Genomic DNA, 26,857 nt, shown 5'->3' with positions numbered 1-26,857 from the left:
GCTAAAATTTATACTCCAAGCTTGTTCGATAGTGATTTTATTGCTATCGCTAGCCAACGTTATTACAGATTGAAAGGAATAATCAAATGGAACAGAGCATTGCTAAAGTCAGTGCAACCATAGTTTCACTTCAGGGTCAGGCATTTGCGGTTGATGCGCAAGGTAGTATTCGGACGCTGCAACCCGGAGCTATGGTCTTGCCTGGAGAATTGATTATTACCTCAGAAGGCGCTGAGCTGGGCTTTTATTATGGTGAACAACAGTATTTGCTGGGCGATAATAGCGCTACTCAACTTCCCCTTGTGGATGAGCAAGCCGCTATTCCACAGCTTACTGCCAGCAATGAGCTTGATGTTGATGCCTTACAACAAGCTATTTTGCAAGGCGCTGATCCAACTGAATTGTTTGAAGCGACGGCTGCTGGTGGAGCTACGACTGGAGCAAGTTCTGGCAACGGTGGTTTTATCGCAATTCAGCGTACCGGGGATGAAACTATAGCTGAAACAGGGTTTGATAGCCTTAATCCTCTTGTACCAGATCAGCTTCCTCCAAGAGAGGTTGATTCTGAGCTGTTTGCCGCAGTTTCTCCCAATGCCGCTGAGCCTCCTGCACCTAGCCCTGACCAGCCACCGACTATTAGTTTGTTGGTTGAGTCGGTAACTGAAGGCGAGGTGGACACCAGTACAGTGGTGGCCAGTTTTACTTCCAGTGATCCAGATGGTGACGCTATCACCCACAGCTTACTTAATGATAGCCAAGGGTGGTTTGTTATTGATGGCAATGAGATCAAACTAACAGAAGCCGGCGTGGCTGCAGTCAATGACCAGCAATTAAACCTCAGCTCAATAAATATTACTATTCAAGCGGAAGCCAATGGTTTGACCGCAGTAGATAGCGGTGAGCTGAACATTTCGCGTATTGATGATGGCAGCCCTCCACCAGTTGATGAAGCCCCTAGCATTGAGGTCGTTGCTCAGGATATTACCGAAGAAGCGGTGGATACCGACACAGTGGTGGCGAACTTCACATCTAGCGATCCCGAAGGCGATGCCCAGACTTACAGCTTATTAAATAACGACAACGGTTACTTTGTCCTCGATGGCCAGCAAGTGAAACTCACCGCAGCCGGTGTGGCGGCGGTGAATGATGACAGCCTCAATCTCAGTGAGCTGAACATCAGCGTGGAAGTCACCGCCAATGGCAAGACTGCCAGTGATAGCGACATTGCTAATGTGCTTCGAGTGGATGAAGGCCCATCGATTGAGGTGGTGGCGCAGGATGTCACCGAAGAAGCGGTAAGCACCGACACGGTGGTGGCCAACTTCACATCTAGTGACCCTGAAGGCGATGTTCAGACTTACCAGTTATTAAATAATGATGATGGTTACTTTGTTCTCGATGGCCAGCAAGTCAAACTCACCGCAGCCGGCGTGGCGGCGGTGAATGATGACAGCCTCAACCTCAGCGAGCTGAATATCAGCGTAGAGGTCAACGCCAACGGCAAGAGTGCCAGCGACAGCGACATTGCTAATGTGCTTCGAGTGGATGAAGGCCCATCGATTGAGGTGGTGGCGCAGGATGTTACCGAAGAAGCGGTGGATACCGATACGGTGGTGGCCAACTTCAGCTCCAGTGATCCGGAAGGCGATGTTCAGACCTACCAATTATTAAATAACGACAACGGTTACTTTGTTCTCGACGGCCAGCAAGTGAAACTCACCGCAGCCGGCGTCGCGGCGGTCAATGACGACAGCTTAAACTTGAGTGAGCTGAACATCAGCGTGGAAGTCACCGCCAACGGCAAGAGCGCCAGCGATAGTGACATCGCCAATGTGCTTCGAGTGGATGAAGGCCCTTCAATTGACGTAGTAGCCCAGGATGTTACCGAAGAGTCTGTTAGCACCGATACGGTGGTGGCCAACTTCACATCTAGTGACCCTGAAGGCGATGTTCAGACTTACCAGTTATTAAATAACGATGATGGTTACTTTGTTCTCGATGGCCAGCAAGTGAAGTTAACCGCAGCCGGTGTGGCGGCAGTCAATGATGATAGCTTAAACTTGAGTGAACTGAACATCAGTGTAGAGGTGACTGCCAACGGCAAGAGTGCCAGCGACAGTGACACTGCTAACGTCATCCGTGTGGATGAAGGCCCATCGATTGACGTAGTAGCCCAGGATGTCACCGAAGAAGCGGTAAGCACCGATACGGTGGTGGCCAACTTCAGCTCTAGTGATCCGGAAGGCGATGCCCAGACTTACAGCTTATTAAATAACGACAACGGTTACTTTGTCCTCGATGGCCAGCAAGTCAAACTCACCGCAGCCGGTGTGACGGCAGTGAATGACGACAGCCTGAATCTTAGCGAGCTGAACATCAGCGTAGAAGTCACCGCCAACGGCAAGACTGCCAGTGATAGCGATGTGGCGAATGTGCTTCGAGTGGACGAAGGCCCAAGCATTGAGGTGGTGGCGCAGGATGTTACCGAAGAAGCGGTGGATACCGATACGGTGGTAGCGAATTTCACATCCAGTGATCCGGAAGGCGATGTTCAGACTTACCAATTGCTTAACAACGACAACGGTTACTTTGTTCTCGATGGCCAGCAAGTGAAGTTAACCGCAGCCGGTGTGGCGGCAGTGAATGACGACAGCTTGAATTTGAGCGAGCTGAACATCAGCGTGGAAGTCACCGCCAACGGCAAGAGTGCCAGCGACAGTGACACTGCTAACGTCATCCGTGTGGATGAAGGCCCATCGATTGACGTAGTAGCCCAGGATGTTACCGAAGAGTCTGTTAGCACCGATACGGTGGTGGCGAACTTCACATCTAGTGATCCAGAAGGCGACGCCCAGACTTACCAGTTATTAAATAACGATGATGGTTACTTTGTTCTCGATGGCCAGCAAGTGAAGTTAACCGCAGCCGGTGTGGCGGCAGTCAATGATGATAGCTTAAACTTGAGTGAACTGAACATCAGCGTAGAAGTCACCGCCAATGGCAAGAGTGCCAGCGACAGTGATGTGGCGAATATTCTGCGGGTGGATGAAGGTCCATCGATTGAAGTGGTCGCTCAGGATGTCACCGAAGAAGCGGTGGGTACCGATACGGTGGTGGCCAACTTCACATCCAGCGATCCAGAAGGCGACGCCCAGACTTACCAATTGCTTAACAACGACAATGGTTACTTCGTCCTCGATGGCCAACAAGTGAAGCTAACCGCTGCGGGTGTGACTGCGGTGAATGATGACAGCTTAAACTTAAGCGAGCTGAACATCAGCGTGGAAGTCACCGCCAATGGCAAGAGCGCCAGCGATAGCGACATTGCCAATGTGATAAGAGTAAATGAAGCGCCAGATGCCCAGAATGATGACTTCTCTCATCTAGAAGCCGGACAAACGGTAGACTTAGATTTATTGGCTAACGATTCGGATCCCGAAGGGGATGGCCTAAGCATTCAATCCATCGACGGGCATGCTCTCAGACCAGGCTTTGCTCAAGATATTGTATTGGCTCAAGGTGTAGTGCATGTGAATGAAGCGGGAGAGTTATCTTTCACCGCCAATACTGATGCTAGCGGTGGTGTGGCATTCTCCTATGTTGTGCAAGACAGTTATGGCAATCAGAGCTCAGCCCAAGTTACCGGTAATGTGCTGAATTTGACTAGCGATGTGGCACAAGTCGCTGAATCAGGTTTAGCTATCGGTTCTCAGCCTAACGAATCCGACACCTTAGCCGAGGGGAACCTGCTTAGTAATGATCAGGGCCTGCAGGATGGATTGGTTCTTACTAGTGTGACTTATCAAGGCCAGCCCTATACGCCAGATGCAAATGGGGTGATCAGTATTTCCAGTGCTTATGGTGAATTGAGTGTTTATACCGCCGATTATAACGGCCACTCTGCTGGTGATTATCAATACCAACTTACTCAAGCGAATCTAGCTGGTGATGATGTGAGTGAGAACTTTACTTACATCGTCAGTCAACCAAGTAGCGGCTTTGTAAGTGAGAGTCAGCTCAAGGTGAGCATTTTAGATGACCAACCGATTGGTAGCGATATTGTTCACAGCTTTACCTCTAGCCCTGAGCCTGCCACCACCAATTTAGTCTTGGTTTTGGATACTTCTGCCAGTATGACCAATGGCGAGCACGGCGATGGATTAAATTACTTGAATATTGCGGTGGAAGCGCTAACGGCCTTGATTGAACAAGCCGATGAACGAGGTAATGTAAATATTCAGATTATCGGTTTTTCAGACAATGTAAAAAGCAGCGGCTGGATTAGCGACAACGTTGCCGATGCGATTGAATTCTTAAACGATCTCAGCTCAGGTGGCGGCACTCACTATGACGCGGCGTTAAATGAAGTCATTGCCAGTAGCGGCTCAGACCAGCAACCAAGTGCCGACAATTCCCTGCTTTACTTTATTTCCGACGGTGAGCCTAACCTAGGTTATGGCATTGACGATACTGTTCAATATCAAGGGGGAAGTGGTTTAACCGCCTGGGATAACTTTGTTCGCGATAACATTGATACCAGTTATGGGATAGGCATTGGTAAGGCTGATTTAGAGGTGCTTAAGGATGTGGCCTCGGAGTCTGCCACTGATGAATACGCCTTCATTGTGGACGATCCTAATGACTTAGCCATTACGGTTCTAGAAACCTATTTGGATGGGCAAGTTGAAGCCTCCTTAGGCTTACTCCGCACCGCTTCTACCGATGGCTTTATGGTGGGCGCCGATGATGGTTTTGTCAGTGAAATCGTGGTTGATGGCGTTCGCTATAGTTACGATCCCTATGCCGATCCTGAGCAGGCTAAAACTCTGAACTTGACTACGGCCTTGGGTGGCTTGTTGATGCTGAACTTCGTCACCGGAGCTTACTCTTATGAGCTTGATTTAGCCGCCGATGGGTGGGGGCAGCAAGAAAGCTTCGCCGTTACGGTCACCGACTTCGATGGTGATGCGAACTCTATCGATTTAGTTATTAATACTCAATTTGAAGCTGTGCTTGATGCCAACCGTGACATGATACTAACCAACCAAGATGGTCATTCCACCATCACTGTGCCAAGTTTAGCCTTATTGTGGAACGATACTGGTCATAACATCAGTTTTGATGGGGTAGATAACCCCGTGGGCGGTAGCGTGAGTGGTAGTGACGAAATCCACTTTGATTCCGATGATGGAGTGGGTTTAGGTATTCACGATAGCAATTTTGAAACTGAGCAACTGTCGATTATTGCCAGAGCCGAGGATGTAGATTGGATTGACTTTTTAGGCCATCAAGCTGTTGATTTGAGTGATCGCTCGTTATTTAGCCTTAATGATGGCAACATTCCGCAAATTATTCGTGACGGTTATTCCTTTACCTACCAGAGTGAGCTCGAAAACGATAGCGATGACAGCAACCTTGCCGATCAAGATTGGATCAAAGTCAGTCTGGCTGAAGGTGAGACCTTATGGGTCAATATGGCCTTTGTCAGTGGTGCCGAGCGGGTCAAAGTAGATGCTTTTATTTTCGATGCCGATGGTAATCAATTACTCACCGATAATGGAACTAACAAGTTCACCGAAGATTGGCAGGGCCCGCGCGGTAGCTTTACCGCTCCTGCAGAGGGCGAGTACTACATCCAAGTACAGGCCGATAACGAGCACGATAGTGGTTGGTATCAACTGCATTTAACTATCGATACCAGCAACGCGGTGTACCAAAAATCTTTTGATACGGATGTTCAAGAACAATTTGACTATACCATTATCGGTGACGGCGTTATGGATAGCGCTAGCGCCGAGTTAGTAGGGGTGCATGGTAAGTCCATTGACGGTGGCGACGGCGATGAAGTACTGGTGGGTAATCAACACAATAATACTCTGAGCGGTGGTGCGGGCGATGATGCCTTGGTGGGTTATGCCGGTGATGATCAACTGGAGGGCGGCGATGGAGCTGACTTGTTAATTGGTGGCCAAGGCAATGATATTCTCACTGGTGGTGACGACAGTGACATGTTTGCTTGGCTGGCCGGAGATGAGCAGGGCAGCAGTAACGATGTGATTACTGACTTTACCCTTAAAGTCGATGGTGACGCTGATGTGCTTAATCTTAGCGACTTGCTACAAGGTGAGAACGAGGGCAATTTAGAATCTTATCTATCTTTTGAAAAGATAGATAACGGCACTAGCATCGATACCATTGTTTCCATTGATATAGATGGCGTAGATAATGGTTCAACCGTTCATCAAACTATCACTTTGCTAGATGTGGATTTCAGCGGCATGAGCGATAGTGAAATCTTGAGCCAACTACTTGACGATCAACAACTTAATGTAGACAAATAGCCCTCAAATTAGGCTACACTGATGGTTGAAGGGAGGCTGGGGCTTTCCTTCAATGTTTTGACTATTTAAAGGAAGCTAGGTGCAGGACGCGAAGAAACAGCACGCATATCAAGATTTAGATATCACCGCCAAACAGATTGACCCGCTACTTAACAGTTTAGTGTTTTTGTCTAAGTATTATGGCAAACCTTTCTCAGCCCGAGCTCTATCGGCAGGCTTGCCTTTGGAAGACGGCTTACTCACTCCCGCTCTGCTGCCGCGAGCGGCCTTGCGTGCCGGAATGGATGCCACCCTCGTTAAAAAGCCAATTAATAAGATCCCCGATTTACTCTTGCCCTGCATCTTATTACTCAAAGATGGGCGTAGTTGTGTTTTGTTGTCGCGTAGCGATGACCACTTGGAAGTGGCTTGGCCAGAGTTGGCCGATGGTCATGAACATATTGCATTAGAGCAATTAGCTGAGAGTTATACCGGCTTTTGTTGTTATATTCGCAAACGTTATCGCTTTGATGAGCGTTCTCCTCAGTCTTTAAGCAACAAGCAAGGGCATTGGTTTTGGAATACCCTGCGTCGCTCGGCTCCGATTTACCGAGATGCTTTAATCGCTTCTCTATTTTTGAACCTATTTGCCATCGCATCGCCTTTATTTGTGATGAACGTTTACGACCGAGTGGTGCCTAACTCTGCCATCGATACTCTGTGGGTGCTAACAGCCGGTATGGCCTTGGTATTGATCTTCGATTTTGCGCTTAAACAAATGCGCGCTTATACCTTGGATTTGGCTGCTAAAAAGTCGGATATTTTATTGTCTGCGCGGATTTTTGAGAAGCTGCTGAATATTAAAGCAGAGGTGCGGCCGCCGTCGGTGGGAGCCTTTGCTAAAAATGTTCAAGAATTTGATTCTATTCGTGAATTTATTACCTCCGCTACAGTAGCCGCCTTGGTCGACGTGCCATTTTCCTTGTTATTTCTTGCGGTAATTGCTTTTGTTGCCGGACCGGTAGCGATCGTTCCCATTGGCGCGGCCTTGGTGATGTTGGCCTACTCATTTTATATCAAAGGTAAAATGCGCCATGAAGTGGAACAAGGCAGTCGTTTTGCCAGTCAAAAAAACGCTCATCTTATCGAAAGTTTAAATGGTATAGAGTCCTTGAAATTGGCCGGGGCCGAGAGTCAGTTTCAGCATAAGTGGGAAGAGCTGGTGGGCAATATCGCCAATTGGAATATGGCTATCCGCAAGCTCGCCACCTCGGTGGGCAGTGTTAACGCCTTTGTCTCACAAAGTACTACGGTGCTGTTGGTGGTGGTGGGGGTATTTCAAATTTCCCAAGGCCATTTATCCATGGGCGGCTTGGTAGCAGCGGTGATGCTAACCGGTCGAGCACTTGTGCCGTTTTCGCAGGTATCCTTGTTGGCCACGCGTTACAATCAGGCCCAGTCAGCCTTAGAAAATCTTGAAGCCATTATGCAGCTGCCGGATGAAAACTTAGAGCGCTACATGCACCGTAAGCACTTCGATGGTGCGGTGAGTTTTAGCGATGTGAGTTTTAGCTATCCTGGATCCGAGCAGCAGGTATTAAGAGATTTGAATTTATCGATTAAAGCCAAAGAGAAGGTGGCGATTATCGGTAAAATAGGTGCGGGTAAAACCAGTATAGAAAAGCTGTTATTAGGTTTTTATTTGCCCCAGCAAGGCGCGATTCGTTTAGACGGGGTCGATCTTAACCAAATTAGCCCCGCCGATATTCGGCAAAAGATTGGCTGTTTGCCGCAAGACATCAATTTGTTTTACGGCTCAATCCGCGAAAACATCACCCTTGGGGTACCGCATATTGAAGATGAGCTGATTTTTCGTGCCGCCGATTTGGCTGGGGTGAGCCAGTTTACCGACATCGATCCACAAGGTTTGGATCGTCAAGTGGGTGAGCGGGGGCTGTATTTGTCTGGCGGCCAGCGCCAAGCTGTGGCCTTGGCTCGCGCCTTGTTGTTTAACCCTCCAGTGTTGGTATTAGATGAGCCAACCAGCAGTATGGATGCCTACTCAGAAAACTTGGTTAAGCAACGTTTAGCCAAAGTGGCGGAAGATAAAACCTTCATCCTAATTACCCATAAAATGTCGATGTTAGATTTGGTGGACAGAATTATCGTATTGGAACGAGGCCGAGTGGTCGCCGACGGCCCAAAAGCTGAGGTATTGGAGTTATTACGCAGCGGTAAAGTGAGGGCGCCCAGTGAGTAAATCTCAACCGTCTTTATCTGAGTCAGAACTGCGCTTTGTTGACGACATTAATGCGGCCATTTTAATGAAAACGCCACATCGTTCGCGGCGTTTGTTGTGGTTAATTTTTATTTTGTTTGGCTGTGCTTTATCTTGGGCTCATTGGGCCAAGGTAGATGAAGTCACCGTTGGTAGCGGCAAGGTGATTCCTTCTCAGCAAGTGCAAACCATTCAAAACCTCGAAGGCGGGATCCTTAAGCAAATTTTGGTGCAAGAGGGCGATCAGGTTGAACCCGGGCAAGCGTTACTATTGATAGATGATACTCGGTTTCGCTCCGATTTTCGTGAACAGCAACAACGAGTGATTAATCTACAGGGTGATATTGCGCGATTAAAAAGTGAAATTGCCAGTATTGAAATCAATTCAGATCTACCGCCAGAACAATGGGCTGAGCAGGTCAGGGTCATCGACAAACAGATTGATTTTGACGCGGAATATGCCAAACAACATCCCTCTGAGGTGTCTGGACAGCAATTACAGAAAGCAGCTCGCCTTAATGCGCTAAAAAACCAGCTTTCTATTACCGCTGGGCAAATTGAGCAAAAGCAACAAGAGTTGGTGGAGTTGAAATCAAAAATCAACTACCTCGATAGAAGTTATAAGTTGGTATTAGAAGAACTCAATATTACCGAGCCTTTAGCCAAAGAAGGCGTGGTCTCTCAGGTAGAGCTGCTAAAGCTGCGGCGTCAGGCGAATGATCTGAATGGCGAGTTAGAAAGCAGTAAGCTACTCGGGCCTAAGATCCACAGCGCCATTGCCGAAACGGTATATAAACGTCGCGATATTGCCTTAAATTTTTTAAGCGAGGCTCGCCGTGAATTAAATCAAATCGAAGCACAGTTAGAGCCGCTTAGCGAAGGTCAGGTAAGCTTACGTGACCGCGTCGACCGAACCTCGGTGGTATCGCCAGTAAAGGGAACGGTTAAAAAAATCCATATCAATACGGTGGGCGGGGTAGTCCAGCCGGGTATGAGTATCATGGAGATCGTGCCGATTGAAGATCAGTTGTTAATTGAGGCTAAAATTCAACCGAAAGATATTGCTTTTCTTCGTCCGGGGCTTAAAACTGTAGTTAAATTCAGCGCTTATGATTTTTCTATCTACGGTGGTTTGGATGGTGAACTAGAACGAATTAGTGCTGATACCATCGTTGATGAAGATGGCAATAGTTTCTACATGGTGCTGGTGAGAACCAATAAAAACTATTTGGGTAGTGATGGTTCACCTTTACCGATTATTCCTGGCATGTTAACCAGTGTTGATATTGTTACCGGCAAGAAGAGCATACTGGATTACTTATTAAAACCGATTATCAAAGCGCAGCAATCGGCGCTACGGGAACGATAAACCTGTTTGCTAAATTTTTGTTCAGCAAACAACAAGGAGTGTTAATGAACAAGCTGACTCTAGTATTAGTGGCCAGTATTTTTTTAGTAGCGGCCCCTTATTGGCTCAATCTTTAGAACAGGCTGTAGCCAAGGTGCTTACAGAACACCCGCAATTGCAATCTTCGTTTAATCAATTTAAAGCGAGCTCAGAACGCTATCAGGGAGCGAAAGGCGGCTACTACCCTACGGTAGATCTTACTGCCGGAGCCGGCTGGGAGCAGCATGATACTGGTTCGGTGCGTAATGCCAACCCTACCGAGTTGGGCATTAGTATTCGCCAATTGTTGTTTAATGGTTTTGCCACTACTGGTGAAGTGTCTCGCACCGAAAGCGAAGCGCTGGCCGACCAATGGCTGCTGTATAACGATGCCGAGAATATCGCGCTGCGAGTAGTGGATGTGTATCTGGAAGTGATTAAGCAACAGCAGTTGCTGGAATTGGCCGAGAACAACCTACAGACCCACTTAGACATTCAAAAAGACATCAAAAAGCGCACCGACTCAGGTTTGGGTTCGAGTGCTGATTACACTCAGGTGAATGGCCGGGTGGCTCGTGCTACCACCAATACCCTGTCGGCAAAAAACAACCTGCTCGACGCCGAAGCGCAATTTTTGCGGGTGGTTAACAGCTTGCCGCAAGACTTGGTGCAACCCGAAGCGGATCTAGACTTATTGCCCGCCGATATGGACACCGCTTTAGCCGAGGCAATAAACAATCATCCTACTCTTAAGTCGGCGCAATTCGATGTAGCAGCGGCCACTGCCGAAAATACCGTCGTCAAGTCAACCAACTACCCGGAAATCGCCTTGGAGTTAGATGGCAACTGGGATAAAAACCCCAATGCTATTGATAACTCTAAGGATTACGAGTTAGCCGCCATGTTGCGGCTACGCTATAACTTATACAACGGTGGCACCGATGCCGCAGCAATTCGACGTAGTGCTTACGATGTAAACCGTGCCAAGGCCATTGGTGAAGATGCTCACCGCCAAGTGACTGAAGGAACCCGTTTGGCTTGGAATGCCTGGGATGTACTGTTAAGACAAAAATCCTTTTTGCAGCAACATGTAGAGGCCAGTTATCAAACCGTGCAATCCTACAAAAAACAATTCACTCTGGGTAAACGTAGCTTGCTGGATGTGCTGAATACCGAAAACGAATTGTTTGAGGCGCAAAACGAGTATATTCGCGCCGACATCGACGAGTTACGCGCAAAATACCGTATTCTCAATGCCACCGGTAAGCTATTACATGCCTTGCGAGTAGAGCGCCCACAAGCTTGGGAGTTTGAATGAGGCGGCTAGCACTAGGGCTGGCGTTGGCAGCTTTGCTCGGCGGCTGTAGTCAGGCGATTAGCCCATATACAGGCTTGCCGGCAAATTATGACCGCCGTGACCAAGACAGTGATGGGGTGATTAACCAGCGGGATCGCTGCGCCAATACCGAGCAGGGTGCGAAAGTGGATAACTACGGGTGCTCGGCCTATCAGCGACACGATGATGGCTATGAATTAATGGTGTTTTTTGAGCACGATAGCAGTCAGTTGGGCAGTGAATATTATCCTCAATTGCAGCAGGTGGCCGATTTTTTAAATCGTTACCCTCAAGTGAAAATCAGTGTTGAAGGTTATGCCAGTGCCTCGGGTGAACAACAATACAATTTAGCGCTTTCGCAGCGCAGAGCACAGCAGGTGCGGCTGTTGTTGCTCGACAACTATGGAATAGTCGCCGAGCGAGTCGAATTACAGCCCTTTGGCGAAGCTCAACTGCTGGTGCAGGGGGAAGATGTCCAATCGGAAGCGGCTAATCGCCGAGTCCGCGTTTATGTGCAGCAGCAATATCGAACGGTGGTACCCAAATGGTCTGTTTATACACCTCACTTAAAACAATAGGCTAAGCATGTTGCGGCAACTAGCCCTTGGCTGGCTAGCTTTTATTTTATGTCCCCTATTGCTGGTTGCCGCTAATTATCAATTAGAGGAACTGGCCGCCACGGTGCGCTCTTTTTATGGTGAAAAGGCCGAGTTAAGAGTGCGCGCTTGGCGACAACTCATCGCCGATAGCGGCCAACTCAGTGAGACCGACAAACTCAGCTCGGTAAACGATTTCTTTAACCAGCTGCAGTTTGTTGACGATATCGAAGTGTGGGGACAAAAAGACTACTGGGCGACGCCGGTTGAGTTTTTAGGTGCTGCCGCTGGTGACTGCGACGACTTTAGTATTGCCAAATATTTTTCTTTAATCGAGCTGGGCGTGAGTGATGATAAGATGCGCCTAGTCTATGTTAAATCATTGACTTACAATCAATTTCATATGGTGGTGGCCTATTATCCCACGCCTTCGTCGGTGCCTATTTTGCTCGACAATATTAATCCAACTATTTTGCCTGCCACCCAGCGAGAAGATTTAGTGCCTATTTATAGCTTTAATGGTCAACACCTATGGCTAATGAAAGAAAAGGGGCGTGGCCAACTGGCCGGTAAGGCGAGCCGCTTGAAGCTTTGGACCGATCTCCAGCAACGTTGGCGGCTCAATAAATTAAAAAAACCAGTGAAGAGTTTCGATGTTTAGGGGAACACTATGACCTTATATCGCCAGTTGTTACTTGTCGTATTGCTGATTTACGGCGGCTTATTGGCTGTAGTATTCAGTATCGAAATTGGCAATACTCGCGCTTATTTATCCGAGCAGCAGCTATCTGATGTGAATAATACCAGCACTTCTTTAGGTTTATCGCTGAGTCCTTATTTGGAAAGTGGCGACATGGTGGCCGCAGAGTCGGTGATCAACGCAATGTTTGACAGTGGTTATTATCAGCAAATTCGTTTGCAGCTGTTTACCGATAATCAGCTGATAGATCGCCACAATAGCCCCACTATCGCCGGTGTACCGCAGTGGTTTACCAACTTGGATTTATTCCAACCCAGCGAACAAAAGCAAGTACTGACCAGTGGCTGGATGCAATTGGGCGAGTTAACGGTGGTGGGGCACCCCGGCTATGCCTATTTGCAGTTATGGTCTGCTATGGTGGACTTGGCCAAACTGTTTTTAGTGGGTTTTCTGATCACGGTGTTGGTGTTGATCCGCGCGCTACGTTATTTGCTTAAACCGTTACAGCAGATCCAGCAGCAAGCCAAGCAAATAGAACAGCGCAACTTTGGTCAGGCCATTCCCCTGCCGCGTACTCAAGAGCTACGCAGTGTGGTGGGGGCAATTAACCACATGTCAGACAACATTGCCCAGCAATTTGCGTCTCAGGTGCAGGAAGTGAACAGCCTAAGAAAACAAGCCTTGCAAGATCCTGTATCGGGTTTGGGCAATCGCCGTTATTTTCTTAATCAGAGCCAGTCTTGGTTGGCCGAATCTGGAGTGGGCGGCTTAGCCTTAGTTTCTCTGGATATCATTGAAGCGATTCATGTGCATGGCGGTTTTAATCAGCGCGATGAGTTTATTGCGGCCATGGGTGAGTTATTTAGTTCTTATACCGAACAACAAAAACAATTGGTGATTGCCCGCTTAAGTAATCTAGAGTTTGCGATTTTAGCCGAGGGTTACGACCAACAGCAGCTAGAGAGCCTCGCCGAGCAAGTTCAACAGGATATTCAAGCCCGCTTGGGCACTTGGCAACAGCACATGGCCCGCCCCTCGTGATGGGCTTGGTGTTGCGTCAGAAACAAGAAAACATCAGTGAGCTACTCACCGCTGCCGACACCGCGCTGCAAACCGCACGAGACCTACGCGAAGGCTTTTATTGTTTGGTGGAAGCAGAGCAAAGCCAAATTCCACGTAGTCAGTGGAAGCAATTGCTGGAAACCAGTATTAACCAGCATAGCTTGGCCTATAAAACCCAGGTGGTGCAATTTATTCATAGTCCGCAACAGCTGCATCAAGAACTGTTTACTAGCATCGAAGTGGATGCGCAGCGTTTTGCTGCGGGGCAGTTTATGCCAGCTTTGGAACAATTTAAGTTGGGCGCGAAGTTTGACCAAATGGTATTAGAGAAAGCAGCTAAAGCCTTGTTGGCAGATCCCCAGTTGAAGTTAGCCATTAACCTGACTTTGTCTGCCTTAGGCGAGTTGAGCTTTTTGAACTGGCTAGTAGAGCTAGCGCACAGTTATCAGTCAGTCGCGCCGCGATTAGCCTTGGAAATTCCCGAAACGGCGTTTCTACGAGAAAATCAGCAATTGGAATCTAGCTTAGATGTATTACGTGAATTAGGTTATCAAATCGGCATCGATCAATATGGGCGTAATCTTAATTCTTTAAATTATTTAAGCCGAGTTAAACCGCATTATGTGAAAATTGACTATGGTTATACGGCACAAGCCTTGGCTGAAGATGGCGATAGCCATTTCTTAAGTGCGATTTGTCGAGCTGCGCGCAACTTGCAGATTGTCACGGTGGCGCAACGAGTAGAGAATCAACAACAAGTCGAATTGCTTTCGGTATTGCCAGTTGATGCCTATCAGGGGTATATCGCGCCGCCGCAGCCCTTTGCCTTGGCTGAATAGTCCTAAAACAAATAATTTGAGAGGGGAAGATGAATAAGTTAGTCAGTATTGTGTTAATGAGTGTGGCCTTGAGTTTATCGCCAGTTCAAGCTGCGCTATTACATACCAGTGGAGAAGCTAAACTGTTGGCGCTAGCCGACCAAGTGCAACTTGATCTGCAAGCCAGCAGTTTAGCTAAAACCGCCGCCGAGGCAAAACAGCGGGTGGATAAAATCGTTAAGGTAACTGAAGCCAATTTGTCTCCGCTACTGACCGATTCGGACCGCTTTGAAGCCAGCCAGTTACAAATTCGCGCTGAATATCAGTATCAGGAGCGAGAACGGGTATTCGTGGGCTACCTCGCCGAGCGCAGTATTATGGTGGAACTGGCTAACTTAGAGGGCTTAACCCAAATTCTGGATGCCGCTATGATCAGTGGTGTTAATGAGGTGCGTCAATTGCTTTATAAAAGTTCTCAAGAGGAGCAACTTAAACAGCAAGTAAGGGCCTTAGCCATAGCAGACTCCTACGCTAAAGCGCGCCACTTAGCCGAAGGTTATAATAGCCAGCTTGGTCCGGTGGTGGAAGTTAACTACCGCAATCAATCGGCGGTTCCCCGAATGAAGATGGAGGGAGCCTTAATGGCTGTCGCAGACAGTGGTGGCAGTTCTTATCAAGCGGCGCAATTGGAATACCATGATCAGGTTGATGTGAGCTTCGAATTAGTCACCGAAAACTAGTCTGGCTCGCTCGATTTAAATGAAAATGACGCAAGTGAGGTTTCACTTGCGTCATTTTTGAGTTTACGTTTGAGCCCTAAGCTTAGTAGGCAGCATCTTCTACCACAAACTCAGCGGCATTGTTGGCGTCAATTAACTCGGCAGCCAAAATCACTCGAGATGGCGCACTGTGGTACATTTTACCCAAGTGTTCATGACGGGCACCGGTAATGGCTAAAGCTATGCCTGAAGCAACCATGCTAGGTGGGTAGGTAACAGTAGCACGCACCACTGGGTCACCAGCTACCACCATTTGTATGATGTCTTGTGAACCTGCTCCCCCAAGTACGGTTTTAATGTCGCTGCGCCCCGATTCTTTAATGGCCTGCATCACCCCTTTCAACATATCGTCATCCTGACACCAAACCGCATCAATCTTGGGATGTTTTTGCAAGTAGTTTTCCATTACCGCAAGGGCTTTTTGTGTAGACCAGTCGGCAGGTTGACTATCTAAAATAGTGATACCCGGGTGTTTGGCTATTACTTCATTAAATGCATCTACCCGTTGTTTGTTGATGGGGATCGACATGCCCTCAATGACCACCACTTTACCTTTGCCGTTCATTTCTTTAGCTAACCATTCGCCACTCACACTACCCAAACCGGCGTTATCTCCCGCAATAAATACGTTTTGTGCTGGGGTTTCTAGTTCTCGGTCAACCACTACAGTGTAGATGCCGCTGTTGTAAGCTTCTTCAATCACCTTCTGCAAAGTGGCGGGGTTATGCGGCAAAATAACCAAGGCATCAATGCCCTTAATCATTAAATCTTCCACATCGCCCACTTGCTTCGAGCCCGAGCTGGCGGCCACCACGTAAAACTCAACATCCTTTTCAGACTTTTTAAAGTCGGCGGCGGCTTTTTCAGCCCACCATAACAGACCAGCGGTCCAGCCGTGGTCAGCCGAGGGAACCGATACACCTACTTTTAGGGTCTTGGCCACCGCTGCATTAACACCGAGTGAGCCTACTAAAAGCACCGCTAATAGTATTTTTCCTATCTGTTGCATTAAACGCATAAGTTACTCTCCTTGAATGATTACCAACGGCGGTTTAGCGCTCACGTTTAAATTGCATTAATACTGCAATTAAAATGACTAAGCCTTTAACCGTCCCTTGTAAGTAGGGGGATACCCCATTAGATTCAGCATGTTGTTGATAATGCCTAAAATGATGGCACCAATTACGGTACCCCATAGTGTGCCTTTGCCTCCGGCTAGGGAGGTGCCACCTATTACCACGGCAGCAATGGCATCGAGTTCGTAAAACAAGCCGGCATCGCCGGGACTCACCGAATTAAGTCGTGAAGACAGCATCACTGCGGATAGGCCCACAGTGAAACCCACGATAACAAAAGTTAAGAAATACACGCCTTGCACGTTAATCGCAGAATAACTGGCGACTTTAGGATTAGAGCCCACCGCGCAAACATGGCGACCATAGGCGGTATGACGCAAAATGATGTGGCCTAAAAAAGCCAAGCCAATGAACAGCCAAACCGGAATGGGGATCCCCAACCAATAGCCTCCGCCAATATCGGGGTAGTAGTTGTTTTGCGACACCATTTCTCCGGCATCACTGATGTAAAGCGTGAGTGAGCGAAAAATTGACATGGTGGCAAGGGTAGCCACAAAGGCGGTGATTTTGCCCTTGGTGGTGAGTAAGCCGTTAAGCGCGCCAAAGGCGGCCCCCATTACCATGGCCGCACCAATGGCAATGCTTACCGCCAACCAACCATCTCCCAGATAGTTGAGCAGCATAATCACCAATACACCGACTAAGGCCACCATCGAACCCACCGACAAATCGATGCCTCCGGCGATAATTACAAAGGTCATACCCAGGGCAATAATCCCGGTATAGGACACTTGGCGCAGTACATTGGTAATATTCCTAGGAATTAAAAAGTGGTCACTGGCCATGGCCGAGAGCAACACCAATACCAATAGCGCAATCAACGGTGCCCAACTCGACATGGAAAACTTGGGCAGTTTATCCAGCCAGCTAGAACTGGCAATAGAGGGGTTTTTCGGGTTCATTTTTACTACCTCGTTCATCAATGCTGCTCCTGTAAACTGGGGGCACTGGCTGCTTCGCCGTGAAGGCCTGCGGCCAAAAACATGATTTTTTCTTCGTTAAGATCTTGCTGCTGTAGCTCTCCTTGGATGCGTCCTTCTCGCATGACTAATACTCGATGAGCCAGGCCAATTAGTTCTTCCATATCGGAGGAAATCACTACCACGGCTAAACCTTGCTCGGTCATGCTTTGCACAAAGTGGTAAATTTCCTTCTTGGTATTCACATCCACTCCACGGGTGGGTTCGTCTAAGATCAAGATCTGCGGCTGAGTATCCATCCATTTCGACAGGTAAACTTTTTGTTGATTACCGCCACTTAAATACATCAGCTCGGTATCTAGAGAGGCCGCTTTTATGTCGAATTGGCGCACGTACTGCTGAGCTTTTTCGCGGGTTTGCTGGTGGTTGATCAGCCCCTTACTGTAGTTGCTTAAGGAAATCAGGCTGATATTTTCCGGTATAGTAAAGTTCATGGTTAAGCCGCAGCCTTGGCGGTCTTCGCTGAGGTAGGCCAAGCCGTGTTTTACCGCATCTTTAATATTGCGAATGTTGACCGGCTGTTGCTGCACGTAAATACGCCCCTGCTGGCGGCGGCGCAGCCCCATAATTGCCTCGGCGGTTTCGGTTCTACCACTGCCCACTAGTCCGCCAAAGCCTAATACCTCACCTTGGCGCACTTCAAAGCTAATATCGTTTAACAGGTTTTTGACACTAAGGCCTTCCACTCTTAAGGCGACGTTATCGAGTACTTTAGAACGGCTGGGGAACACCTGATTGAGTTCGCGCCCCACCATTTTTCTGGCCATGTCCTGTTCGTCGATTTGGCTCACCTGATCCACCGCAATTAAATCACCATCTCGCAGGATCATCAGCCTGTCGCAAAGCTGTTTTACCTCCTTCAACTTGTGGGAGATGAATAAGATGGTGACACCTTGGCTTTTCAGCTTGTCGATTAGCTTAAACAGCACTTTCACTTCTTGGCTGGTGAGCACGGTAGTGGGCTCGTCCATAATCAGAATTTGTGCATCGTTAACCAAGGCCTTGGCTATCTCCACCATTTGCTTTTCTGCCACGCTCAACTGCTCGATCAGCGCGTCAGCCGAGAGTGGGGTTTCTAGCAATTCCAAGAGCTGTATAGTGCGCAGGCGCATGGCTTTTTTATTTAATAGCGGGCCGCTGCGAAGCTCTTGGCCAAGAAAGATGTTTTCGAACACACTGAGGCTGGCGATCAAATTAAATTCCTGAGGAATCATTGCAATGCCCAGCTTTTTAGCATCTGCCGGGCTATTGATTTCGGCGACTTCCCCGGCGATTTTCAATTGGCCGCTGCTGCGCTGGTAAATACCCGAGATAATTTTCAGCAGGGTGGATTTACCCGCGCCGTTTTCGCCAAGTATGCCCATCACCTCGCCAGCTTGAATTTGCACGCTAATATTCTGTAATACCGTGACACCAGAAAAACTTTTACTGATGTTTTCCAGACTGAGAATGGCTTGCGCTTCACTCATTGACACTCTCCATCGCAATCCACTTACCGTTGTGTTGTGAAGACTGAATCACCGCATTGATAAACTTGAGGCCATCCACCCCTTCGCTAACGCCTGGCAATAAACTATTGGCTAAAGCCTGTTCGGCAGTGGCACCTGCACGAGTCTCTAAAATCGCTTGGGCGGTTTCGCTATAGATATTGCTAAAAGCTTCTAGGTAACCTTCGGGGTGGCCGGAAGGCGTGCGCACTAAGTGCTCGCCAGCGGCTTGATAGCCGTAACCGGCTCGAGTGAGAATGCGATTAGCCTGAGCAAAGGGGCTGTAGAGTAATTGATTGGGCTGCTCTTGAGCCCACTCAAGGCCGCCGTCGCTACCATAGATACGAATACGTAGGCCATTTTCGTTACCCGGTGCCACTTGCGAGCTCCATAACATGCCGCGAACGCCTTGCTCAAAGCGCAGCATGGCGTGCACATTGTCATCCAAGGCTCTATCTTCAACAAAGGTGTTGAGTTCGGCACTTACTTGTTGCAGTTGTAATCCACTGATAAAACAAGCCAAGTTAAAGGCGTGGGTGCCAATGTCTCCCAAGCAACCGGCTGGGCCAGAACGTTTAGGGTCGCTACGCCACTCGGCTTGTTTGTTGCCGGTTTTTTCGGCGGCACTGGTGAGCCAGTCTTGAGCGTATTCCACTTGAATCACCCGCAATTTCCCCAGCAAACCATCGGCGACCATTTGCTGCGCCTGACGCACCATGGGGTAGGCACTGTAGTTATGGGTGAGCACAAATAACTTGCCGCTTTGTTTGGCGAGTTGCTCAAGCTGCAGCGCTTCACTGAGCGAGCAAGTCATGGGTTTGTCGCAAATCACATGGATTCCAGCGGCTAAAAAGGCCTTAGCAATCGGGAAATGCAGATGATTTGGCGTAACAATGCTGACCGCCTCAATGCCGTCTGGGCGTGCGGCCTCTGCTTCGGCCATGTCTATATAGCTGCTATAGCTACGCTCGCTGGCAATGCCTAGGTCTTTAGCCGATTGTTCGGCGATGTCGGGGTGAGAGCTTAAGGCTCCTGCCACTAGTTGATAGTGGTTGTCTAAGCGGGCGGCGATGCGATGCACGGCACCAATGAAGGCGCCGCTGCCACCGCCTACCATGCCTAATCTGATCTTATTCATGATGTTCTCCTGACAAACCTAATATGCGTAAGTTAGCGGCTTGGTCGATGGCGCTGTCGGCAAAGTCATCAAAGGCTTTGTCGGTGACCTCAATAATGTGGTGTTCAACAAAGGCCACACCTTCGGCGGCTCCAGCTTCGGGATGTTTCAAGCAGCATTCCCATTCCACGACAGCCCAACCCTCGAAGTCGTATTGGGCTAACTTGGAGAACACGCTGCCAAAGTCGACTTGGCCATCACCCAGTGAGCGAAATCGTCCAGCGCGTTCGGTCCAGTTTTGATAGCCGCCATAAACACCTTGCTGAGCGCTGGGGTTAAATTCAGCATCTTTAACGTGAAACATCTTGATCCGCGCATGGTAGCGGTCAATGAAGGCTAAGTAGTCCAGTTGTTGCAGCACAAAGTGGCTGGGATCGTAGAGAATATTGCAGCGAGGATGCTGGTTTACTTCTTCTAAGAAGCGCTCAAAAGTCACTCCATCGTGGAGGTCTTCGCCGGGGTGGATTTCATAGCACAGGTCTACCCCAGCTTCATCAAAGGCATCTAAAATGGGCAGCCAACGCTTGGCCAATTCGGCGAAGCCGGTATCAACCAAGCCTTGAGGCCGTTGTGGCCAGGGATACATATAAGGCCACAGTAGTGCTCCTGAAAACGTCGCATGGGCGCTTAACCCCAAGTTTTTTGATGCCTTAGCTGCCAGCAACAGCTGATTTACCGCCCATTGCTGGCGCTTAGCCGGATTGCCTCTTTGTGATTCTGGAGCAAAGCCGTCAAACATTTCATCATAGGCGGGGTGAACCGCTACCAGTTGTCCCTGTAGGTGGGTTGATAGTTCGGTTAGGCTTAGTCCATGTTTATCTAGGGTTGCCAATATTTGCTGACAATAGTCTAGATCTTCGGCGGCGCGCTCTAGGTCGAATAAGCGCTTATCCCAGCTGGGCATTTGTATGCCTCGGTAGCCAATACTGGCCGCCCAAGCTGCAATGGATTCAAGTGAATTAAATGGTGCTTCATCACTAGCAAATTGGGCTAGAAATAAGGCCGGTCCTCTGAGATTTTTCATCTGCAATCCTTTTTCATCGTGTAGCTCAAACTGTTCAGGCTTATAAATGTAATCGATTACATTTTGTTGCCTAAAAAAACCATGCGCTGTAATTAAGCTGGTGGCGGTTAGAAACCGCGAGGCATGGTTTTTCTTTATGACTTGAATAAAAGTTATACAAGTTTTTTTCTTTTATCTATCAAATGTTGCAAAAATGTGAGCAATGTTGAAATTTATTTTTTAAGCGTTTTAAAATTCACTAGATGCTATGAATTAAGATAAAGCGCTTTACATTAATTCATGTAATCCGTTACATTTTGTTGAGTAATAAGTAAAAAAAAGTTGGATAGATAAGGACAGCCAGTGCCAACCATTAAAGACGTTGCCAAATTGGCGGGCGTATCTACAGCGACGGTTTCTCGAGCCATGATGAACCCGGAAAAGGTGTCGGAAAAGACCCGTTTGAAGGTAGAGGCGGCAGTGGCCGAATGCGGTTTTTCTCCCAATGTTATTGCGCGTAACTTACGCCGTAGCGAGTCAAAAACCATCGTAGTTATCGTGCCCGATATTTCCAATATGTTTTTCGCCAACATCGTGCGCGGTATTCAGCGGGTCGCCTTAAAAAATGCTTATAAAGTCTTGTTAGGGGATTCCATCCATACAGTGGAGCAAGCCAAAGCCTATATGGATTTGGTGCGTAGCAAACAGGCTGATGGGATTATTTCCTTAACCGCCGAACTTCCCGCAGAGGTGCGCCAAGGCTCAGAACTGCCGATGGTGATGGCCTGTGAATATTTTCCTGGTTTTCCGGTGCCTACGGTGCGTATCGATAATCGCGGTTCGGCTAGTCGAGCGGTGGACTATCTGCTCGACATAGGCCATCGCAGCATTGGTTGTATCACCGGCCCCATGGAAAACCCGATCTGTATCGACCGTAAAGCGGGTTATCAAGATAGTTTACAAAAGATCAATATTGCAGTGGACGAGCAAGCCTTTGAAGATGGAGATTTTAGTTTTCATTCTGGCTATAGCGCTTTTCGTCGTTTGCAGCAGCACTTCAACATGACTGCGCTCTTTTGTTTTAACGATATGATGGCCTTAGGCGCGATGAAGGCAGCAATCGAGCTGGGTATTAAGGTGCCACAGCAGTTGTCGATTGTTGGCTTTGATGATTTGTTATTTGCCGAATATACCGATCCCGGTTTAACCACGGTGCGCCAGCCTCAAGAAGAGATAGGCATTACCGCTGCCAATACCTTGGTTAAGGTATTGCAGGGCGGTAAAGCCAATCAAGATACCATCATTCCTACCCAACTATTGGTGCGCGGCAGCTGCGTATCACCGAGTAAATAAGCGGCGTTTATTGCGCCGACGAAGATGCTAATGACTGGGGATGTTGTTGCCAGCGGGCATTCATGCGTGAAGCCAGCAGTGAATCAAAGACCATCTGCAGCAGGTGAAATACGATGCAGGTGACCACCGCTACGCCCAGCTGACTGTTAATGCTAATGATCACCGACACCGCAATAGGCATGGTTTTTTGGCTGGCGGTAAACAGCACCGCTAAACGCTTGGCTCTGCTTAAACCACACGCTTGGCTGGCGTACCAGCTCACCAGCAGTAGCCCAATATGCAAGGCTAAGCTGGCCAGACTAATACTCAGTAAATCACGGGCGTTTAACGCTAGCAAAGCACTTTGGCTCGCAGACAGGGTGAGCCAGACTCCGGCAATCACCAGCAAACTAGGCAGTACGCCCAGTGCTCTCCATAAACCCTGTTTAATAGCATAGTGGCGTAGCAGTAGCCCAAGCAGGAAGGGGGCTAAGACAATTTGTAGTAGTTGTAAAAACAAGTCCCAGCCTTTCACTCCCACTTGTTGGCCTAAAAGCAAACTTAAACAGAAGGGAATGCTGAGGATCCCCAGGAAGTTGAGACTAAGGGTAAAAAATAACGACCACTGAGCATTGCCTTGAGTTAAACGGGTTAATACGATGCAGGATGATAGCGTGGGCGGCACCGCGCTCATCACCAACAAACCAATCAGTAACTCCTTGGCTAGCGGTAGCCATAAATAGGCTAGCCAACCAAGTAGTGGCGCCAGCAGTAGGCTAATAAGCAAGCTTAAAGTAAAGGCGGTTTTGTAGCCTTTACCGAGGCGCAGCTCGGCACTAGAGGTCTGCAGGCCATTGATTAAAAATATGCCCGCCACCATCCAAGGTAGCAAACCTAGCTGATTAAGATAAGCGCCGGGAGCCGGAGCTACAACCGAGATAATGATGGCGATAATCAAGCCAATGGGAAGTAAGTAAATAATAGTCAATATCCTCTATGGGTTTGCTGGTAAGGTGGTTAGCTTGCGGCCTTGTTGCCGCCAAGCTTGTCTAGAAGCGGCTCGGCTAGGGTTTATCTTCTGGCGCAGCTGCGCTTTTCCCTGCGCCATATTGCTGATTAGGCCGCAGAGCTTGCTCATTTGCCGCCCTTGCTTTGCGGCAGTGGAGGCCAAGCCCATTTGGGCTGCAGCGCTTCTAGTTGTGCCGCTAGCCTGAGTAAGCGCGCTTCTTGATGCCAGTCGGCAATCAATTGCAGACCGATTGGCGTGCTTGAACTGCAGGGGCGAACTGGCACATTCAGCGCCGGGTTACCCGCCATGTTGACCCAGCCGGTAAATGCGGCATGACCTCGGGGCCCCACCGCTTGCCCAGCAATAGTGCTGGGGTAGGCTTGTTCTAGCGGCCAAGCCAGCGCGGCAATTGAGGGCATTAACACGATGTCCCAGTGCTTAAATAGCTGTTTCACTTGCTGTCTAAATAGCAGTACTTGCTGCCAAGCCCGCATAATATCAACGGCGCTGTATTTACCTCCTTGGTTGGCTAAGTGTTGGTATTTTGTTTGGCTGGATGAGGCCACTTCGGGGAGTTCGTCAAACACAAAAGCGAGGCCAACTTCGGCTAAAATGGGCCAAAATTGATTAAAAAAGTCAAGATCTAACGGCAGCGCGGCTGTTTCTACGTGATGGCCTAAATGCTTTAGTTGTTTTGCCACTTGGCGGTTGGCGGCGCAAATTTGTGGCTCTACTGGGTGACTCTGTAACTGTTCCACAGCCAGTATTTTTAAGCTGCTACTGGGCGACGGCTGTAGGGCACAAGAGTAATCCTGCTCGCCGATCACCGACAGTAATAGACTGAGATCTTCTACCGAGCGAGCGATGGGGCCAGCTACCTCAAAATCAAACATGAAGCGGGGCAAGCCGTCTTTTCTGCTGATGAGCTCAGCTGTAGGTTTTAAGCCATATAAACCAGTGTGGGCGCAGGGGCGGCGAATCGAGCCTCCGCCATCGGTGCCCAGCGCACAGGGAGCTAAGCCACTGGCCACCGCCGCGACGCTACCACCGGAAGAGCCGCCGGGGGTGAGTTGCCTGTCCCAAGGATTGCAGGTGCTGCCAAAATGCGGATTGCTAGTAATGCCGTCGCTGGCAAATTCCGGCAAGTTGGTTTTACCAATAATCAACATGCCAGCCTGTTGGCATTGGGCCACGCAATATTCACTGCTTGGCTGCACTAGCTTGGCTAAGCTGGCATTCCCCCAGCTGGTGGGCATGCCAGCCACATGCAAGTTATCCTTAACCGCCAAAGGGATGCCGTCGACAGGGCTTAAAGGGCGTCGCTGCTGCCAGCGTTGGGTGCTTTGCTCTGCTTGGCTCAGTAGCTGCGGATTAAGGTAGATATAGGCATTTAAGCTGGGGTTTTGCTGCTCAATCGCAGTAATCACTTGCTCGCATATTTGGCTTGGAGTGAATTGGCCAGAGCTAAAGCCCTGGCTGAGTTGCGCCAAGCTTAAGCGCCATAGCGGCGCCTGCTCTACAGATGCTGGGGTAGCCATATTACTAGCTCCGGTAACAGCATAATCAGCATAACAAACAGCATCATAATACATACGTAGGGCAGTGCTCCCCACATCACATCGCGAATATCACCGCCGTCTTTACGCACGCTGTGTACCACAAATAGGTTCATGCCTACTGGCGGAGTAATTAAAGCTACTTCACACATCAGAACGATGAAGATGCCATACCAAATAGGGTCAATTCCTAAGCTGGTGACCACCGGATAGGTAATGGGAATGGTCAATACCTGCATCGATAACACATCCATAAACATGCCTAATAGCAGGTAGAAGCCAACCAAGATCAGTAGCAAACTAAACGGTGATAAACCGAGAGAGACGACACTCTGAGTGAGTTGGTCGACGATGCCGGTTAAACTAATGGTTAAGTTAAGAATGAAGGCAGCGGTAATAATCAGCAGAATCATGCCCGAGATCTGCGCGGTTTGGCGAAAACAATCGAGGAAGAACTGTTTGCTTATGGCTTTGTGAGCGTAAGCAAAAGCCAAAGCGGCCATCACGCCTAGCGCCGCCGACTCGGTGGCGGTGGCTAAGCCGCTGTAGATACCGCCCATCACAATGCCAAATACCACCAAGGGCGGAACTAGGTGTTTAGATAGGCGAATTTTCTCGGCTAAACTCACCGAGGCTTCTTGGTTGTTCACTTCGTTACGATTAGACAGCGCGATATAAATAATAAAACACAGGGTGAGCAATAGGCCAGGCACTAGCCCTGCTAGAAATAGCTTACCAATGGAGTTATTGGTGAGTGAGCCGTACACCAGTAAGTTGACACTGGGCGGGATTAATATTCCCAAGGTACCGCCTGCGGCTAGGGTGCCTAAGGATTTACGCATACAGTAGTTGCGTGCTTGCAGTGAGGGCAGCGCCACGGTGCCCACGGTGGCAGCGGTGGCCACCGATGAGCCGGAAGTGGCAGCAAATAGCGCCGAAGTACCAATGTTAGAATGTAGCAAGCCTCCGGGAAGGCGTCCCATCCAAGCCGACATGGCTAAATACATGCGGTCGGCAATGCCACTGCGTAGCAGTAATTCACCGAGTAATACAAATAAGGGAATGGCGGTGAGTACTGGGTTGTTTAATACGCTCCAGACTACGGCGCCCCCGGTAGAAACAAAATAAGGGCCAAAGGCGACTAGGCCTCCAATCAAACCCGCGCCGGCCATCACCACTGCAATTGGCAGGCCGATGACCATGAGCAACAACATCACGGCAAAACCGATGCTGGCAGCGAGAATACTCATGCTTTTTCTCCTAATAGTGAGCTTGCTTTGATGTCGTTTTGGCTTCTTGAGTTAAAGTCGTCCATTTCCTGAGCCACTTCTTCCAAGACTCCTTTAGGACCGAACTGCTGATTAAATTGCTGAAGATCTTTGGTAAACAGTAACAATATGGCTTTGCCAACCAGCAATAGCGAAATTAAGCTAAACAGCGCTAGAGCGGCAAACCAGGCACCTTGCGGCCAAATTAAAGGGGTGCTCCAAGCGGTGGGCGCGGTGCTGCCGTACTCTTGGGTTTCCTGAATAATCTGCCAACTCACGTAAAATAAAAAGCAGGCAAATAGACTTAAACTGATAATCGATAGCAGGTTAAATAGGCTGCGTAGCCACGTGGGGTATTTGCTGTAGAGTAAATCAATCCGCATATGGCTGCGGCCAATCAATGCCGAGCTAAACGCCAAGCAAGCGCCGAGCGCCAAGGCGTAGCCACTGAGTTCATCAATACCCTGCAGTGATAGGTTGAAGAACTTACGTAATAGGGTTTCAAGTACAATTAATAACGATAGCAGCAAGAAAATGCCGCCAAAAATGATATTGGTGATGTTATCTAGACGTTTCAACACTAACGATACTCCTGTCTTCGTGAAGAGGGGCTTCGCCCCTCTTAATTCAGTG

General features: G+C 48.7%; 20 protein-coding genes. 10 read left to right on the top strand and 10 right to left on the bottom strand.

Translation table 11 applies throughout. The annotated features are described in order from the left end of the window. Positions 1 to 86: 86 nt before the first annotated feature. The 9 genes from AR383_RS08430 (at position 87) to AR383_RS08390 (ending at position 15,237) form a co-directional block, all read left to right on the top strand. Positions 87 to 6,341 (top strand): retention module-containing protein, encoded by a 6,255-nt coding sequence (locus tag AR383_RS08430; protein WP_055732728.1) that lies wholly within the window; start codon positions 87 to 89, stop codon positions 6,339 to 6,341. A 79-nt stretch (positions 6,342 to 6,420) separates the two neighbouring features. After that, positions 6,421 to 8,580 (top strand): type I secretion system permease/ATPase, encoded by a 2,160-nt coding sequence (locus tag AR383_RS08425; protein ID WP_083481552.1) that lies wholly within the window; start codon positions 6,421 to 6,423, stop codon positions 8,578 to 8,580. After that, positions 8,573 to 9,967 carry an HlyD family type I secretion periplasmic adaptor subunit gene (locus tag AR383_RS08420; RefSeq protein ID WP_055732727.1) on the top strand — a complete coding sequence of 465 codons (1,395 nt, stop codon included), beginning with the start codon at positions 8,573 to 8,575 and terminating at the stop codon, positions 9,965 to 9,967. The genes AR383_RS08425 and AR383_RS08420 overlap by 8 nt, the downstream gene beginning before the upstream one ends. 100 nt (positions 9,968 to 10,067) lie before the next feature. Beyond that, complete coding sequence (locus AR383_RS08415) at positions 10,068 to 11,303, top strand: TolC family outer membrane protein (RefSeq protein WP_055732726.1); 1,236 nt, start codon at positions 10,068 to 10,070, stop codon at positions 11,301 to 11,303. Beyond that, positions 11,300 to 11,899: an OmpA family protein gene (locus AR383_RS08410; protein WP_055732725.1), complete on the top strand. Its 600-nt coding sequence runs from the start codon at positions 11,300 to 11,302 to the stop codon at positions 11,897 to 11,899. Before AR383_RS08415 ends, AR383_RS08410 begins: the two co-directional genes overlap by 4 nt. 7 nt (positions 11,900 to 11,906) lie before the next feature. Then, positions 11,907 to 12,578 (top strand): transglutaminase-like cysteine peptidase, encoded by a 672-nt coding sequence (locus AR383_RS08405; RefSeq protein WP_157051683.1) that lies wholly within the window; start codon positions 11,907 to 11,909, stop codon positions 12,576 to 12,578. 9 nt (positions 12,579 to 12,587) lie between these two features. Beyond that, positions 12,588 to 13,658 carry a LapD/MoxY N-terminal periplasmic domain-containing protein gene (locus AR383_RS08400; RefSeq protein ID WP_055732724.1) on the top strand — a complete coding sequence of 357 codons (1,071 nt, stop codon included), beginning with the start codon at positions 12,588 to 12,590 and terminating at the stop codon, positions 13,656 to 13,658. 11 nt (positions 13,659 to 13,669) lie between these two features. Next, entirely contained in the window at positions 13,670 to 14,518 is an 849-nt protein-coding gene (locus AR383_RS08395) for an EAL domain-containing protein (protein ID WP_198150225.1), read from the top strand. 29 nt (positions 14,519 to 14,547) lie between these two features. Continuing rightward, the gene (locus AR383_RS08390) at positions 14,548 to 15,237 is read left to right on the top strand and encodes an SIMPL domain-containing protein (protein WP_055732722.1); all 690 of its coding nucleotides are present in this window, start codon (positions 14,548 to 14,550) and stop codon (positions 15,235 to 15,237) included. 82 nt (positions 15,238 to 15,319) lie between these two features. On the opposite strand, the gene AR383_RS08385 is transcribed toward AR383_RS08390, so the two are convergent. From AR383_RS08385 to AR383_RS08365, 5 genes are all read right to left on the bottom strand, one after another. After that, complete coding sequence (locus AR383_RS08385; protein ID WP_055732721.1) at positions 15,320 to 16,294, bottom strand: substrate-binding domain-containing protein; 975 nt, start codon at positions 16,292 to 16,294, stop codon at positions 15,320 to 15,322. A gap of 78 nt (positions 16,295 to 16,372) precedes the next feature. Then, positions 16,373 to 17,332 (bottom strand): ABC transporter permease, encoded by a 960-nt coding sequence (locus AR383_RS08380; protein WP_232304790.1) that lies wholly within the window; start codon positions 17,330 to 17,332, stop codon positions 16,373 to 16,375. Then, positions 17,332 to 18,861 (bottom strand): sugar ABC transporter ATP-binding protein, encoded by a 1,530-nt coding sequence (locus AR383_RS08375; RefSeq protein ID WP_055732720.1) that lies wholly within the window; start codon positions 18,859 to 18,861, stop codon positions 17,332 to 17,334. Before AR383_RS08375 ends, AR383_RS08380 begins: the two co-directional genes overlap by 1 nt. After that, complete coding sequence (locus tag AR383_RS08370) at positions 18,854 to 20,017, bottom strand: Gfo/Idh/MocA family protein (RefSeq protein ID WP_055732719.1); 1,164 nt, start codon at positions 20,015 to 20,017, stop codon at positions 18,854 to 18,856. Before AR383_RS08370 ends, AR383_RS08375 begins: the two co-directional genes overlap by 8 nt. Next, positions 20,010 to 21,080, bottom strand: coding sequence for a sugar phosphate isomerase/epimerase family protein (locus tag AR383_RS08365; protein ID WP_055732718.1), 1,071 nt, complete (start codon positions 21,078 to 21,080; stop codon positions 20,010 to 20,012). The genes AR383_RS08370 and AR383_RS08365 overlap by 8 nt, the downstream gene beginning before the upstream one ends. Before the next feature lie 342 nt (positions 21,081 to 21,422). On the opposite strand from AR383_RS08365, the gene AR383_RS08360 reads away from it, so the two are divergent. Further along, the gene (locus AR383_RS08360; protein WP_055732717.1) at positions 21,423 to 22,412 is read left to right on the top strand and encodes a LacI family DNA-binding transcriptional regulator; all 990 of its coding nucleotides are present in this window, start codon (positions 21,423 to 21,425) and stop codon (positions 22,410 to 22,412) included. A 7-nt stretch (positions 22,413 to 22,419) separates the two neighbouring features. On the opposite strand, the gene AR383_RS08355 is transcribed toward AR383_RS08360, so the two are convergent. Genes AR383_RS08355 through AR383_RS08340 form a run of 5 tightly spaced genes read right to left on the bottom strand, consistent with a single transcriptional unit; the run spans position 22,420 to position 26,805 of the window. Further along, positions 22,420 to 23,379, bottom strand: a complete 960-nt coding sequence (locus tag AR383_RS08355) for a bile acid:sodium symporter (protein ID WP_198150224.1) — start codon at positions 23,377 to 23,379, stop codon at positions 22,420 to 22,422. Between the two features lie 6 nt (positions 23,380 to 23,385). Next, a complete protein-coding gene (locus AR383_RS21510) occupies positions 23,386 to 23,529 on the bottom strand; it encodes a hypothetical protein (protein ID WP_157051681.1) in 144 nt (47 codons plus the stop codon). Then, entirely contained in the window at positions 23,526 to 24,938 is a 1,413-nt protein-coding gene (locus AR383_RS08350; protein WP_055732716.1) for an amidase, read from the bottom strand. Before AR383_RS08350 ends, AR383_RS21510 begins: the two co-directional genes overlap by 4 nt. Beyond that, a complete protein-coding gene (locus tag AR383_RS08345; protein WP_055732715.1) occupies positions 24,917 to 26,206 on the bottom strand; it encodes a TRAP transporter large permease in 1,290 nt (429 codons plus the stop codon). The genes AR383_RS08350 and AR383_RS08345 overlap by 22 nt, the downstream gene beginning before the upstream one ends. Continuing rightward, positions 26,203 to 26,805: a TRAP transporter small permease subunit gene (locus tag AR383_RS08340; protein ID WP_157051680.1), complete on the bottom strand. Its 603-nt coding sequence runs from the start codon at positions 26,803 to 26,805 to the stop codon at positions 26,203 to 26,205. Before AR383_RS08340 ends, AR383_RS08345 begins: the two co-directional genes overlap by 4 nt. Between the last annotated feature and the right edge of the window lie 52 nt (positions 26,806 to 26,857).

Source organism: Agarivorans gilvus, assembly GCF_001420915.1.
In the GTDB taxonomy this organism is placed as follows: domain Bacteria; phylum Pseudomonadota; class Gammaproteobacteria; order Enterobacterales; family Celerinatantimonadaceae; genus Agarivorans; species Agarivorans gilvus.
This window is presented reverse-complemented; position numbering and strand designations above follow the sequence as displayed.

Excerpts from the sequence above, each read along its gene's own strand:
- AR383_RS08430 (WP_055732728.1), top strand. The coding sequence starts at position 87 with ATGGAACAGAGCATTGCTAAAGTCAGTGCAACCATAGTTTCACTTCAG.
- AR383_RS08410 (WP_055732725.1), top strand. The coding sequence starts at position 11,300 with ATGAGGCGGCTAGCACTAGGGCTGGCGTTGGCAGCTTTGCTCGGCGGC.
- AR383_RS08405 (WP_157051683.1), top strand. The coding sequence starts at position 11,907 with ATGTTGCGGCAACTAGCCCTTGGCTGGCTAGCTTTTATTTTATGTCCC.
- AR383_RS08400 (WP_055732724.1), top strand. The coding sequence starts at position 12,588 with ATGACCTTATATCGCCAGTTGTTACTTGTCGTATTGCTGATTTACGGC.
- AR383_RS08390 (WP_055732722.1), top strand. The coding sequence starts at position 14,548 with ATGAATAAGTTAGTCAGTATTGTGTTAATGAGTGTGGCCTTGAGTTTA.
- AR383_RS08385 (WP_055732721.1), bottom strand. The coding sequence starts at position 16,294 with ATGCGTTTAATGCAACAGATAGGAAAAATACTATTAGCGGTGCTTTTA.
- AR383_RS08380 (WP_232304790.1), bottom strand. The coding sequence starts at position 17,332 with ATGAACGAGGTAGTAAAAATGAACCCGAAAAACCCCTCTATTGCCAGT.
- AR383_RS08375 (WP_055732720.1), bottom strand. The coding sequence starts at position 18,861 with ATGAGTGAAGCGCAAGCCATTCTCAGTCTGGAAAACATCAGTAAAAGT.
- AR383_RS08370 (WP_055732719.1), bottom strand. The coding sequence starts at position 20,017 with ATGAATAAGATCAGATTAGGCATGGTAGGCGGTGGCAGCGGCGCCTTC.
- AR383_RS08365 (WP_055732718.1), bottom strand. The coding sequence starts at position 21,080 with ATGAAAAATCTCAGAGGACCGGCCTTATTTCTAGCCCAATTTGCTAGT.
- AR383_RS21510 (WP_157051681.1), bottom strand. The coding sequence starts at position 23,529 with ATGAGCAAGCTCTGCGGCCTAATCAGCAATATGGCGCAGGGAAAAGCG.
- AR383_RS08350 (WP_055732716.1), bottom strand. The coding sequence starts at position 24,938 with ATGGCTACCCCAGCATCTGTAGAGCAGGCGCCGCTATGGCGCTTAAGC.
- AR383_RS08345 (WP_055732715.1), bottom strand. The coding sequence starts at position 26,206 with ATGAGTATTCTCGCTGCCAGCATCGGTTTTGCCGTGATGTTGTTGCTC.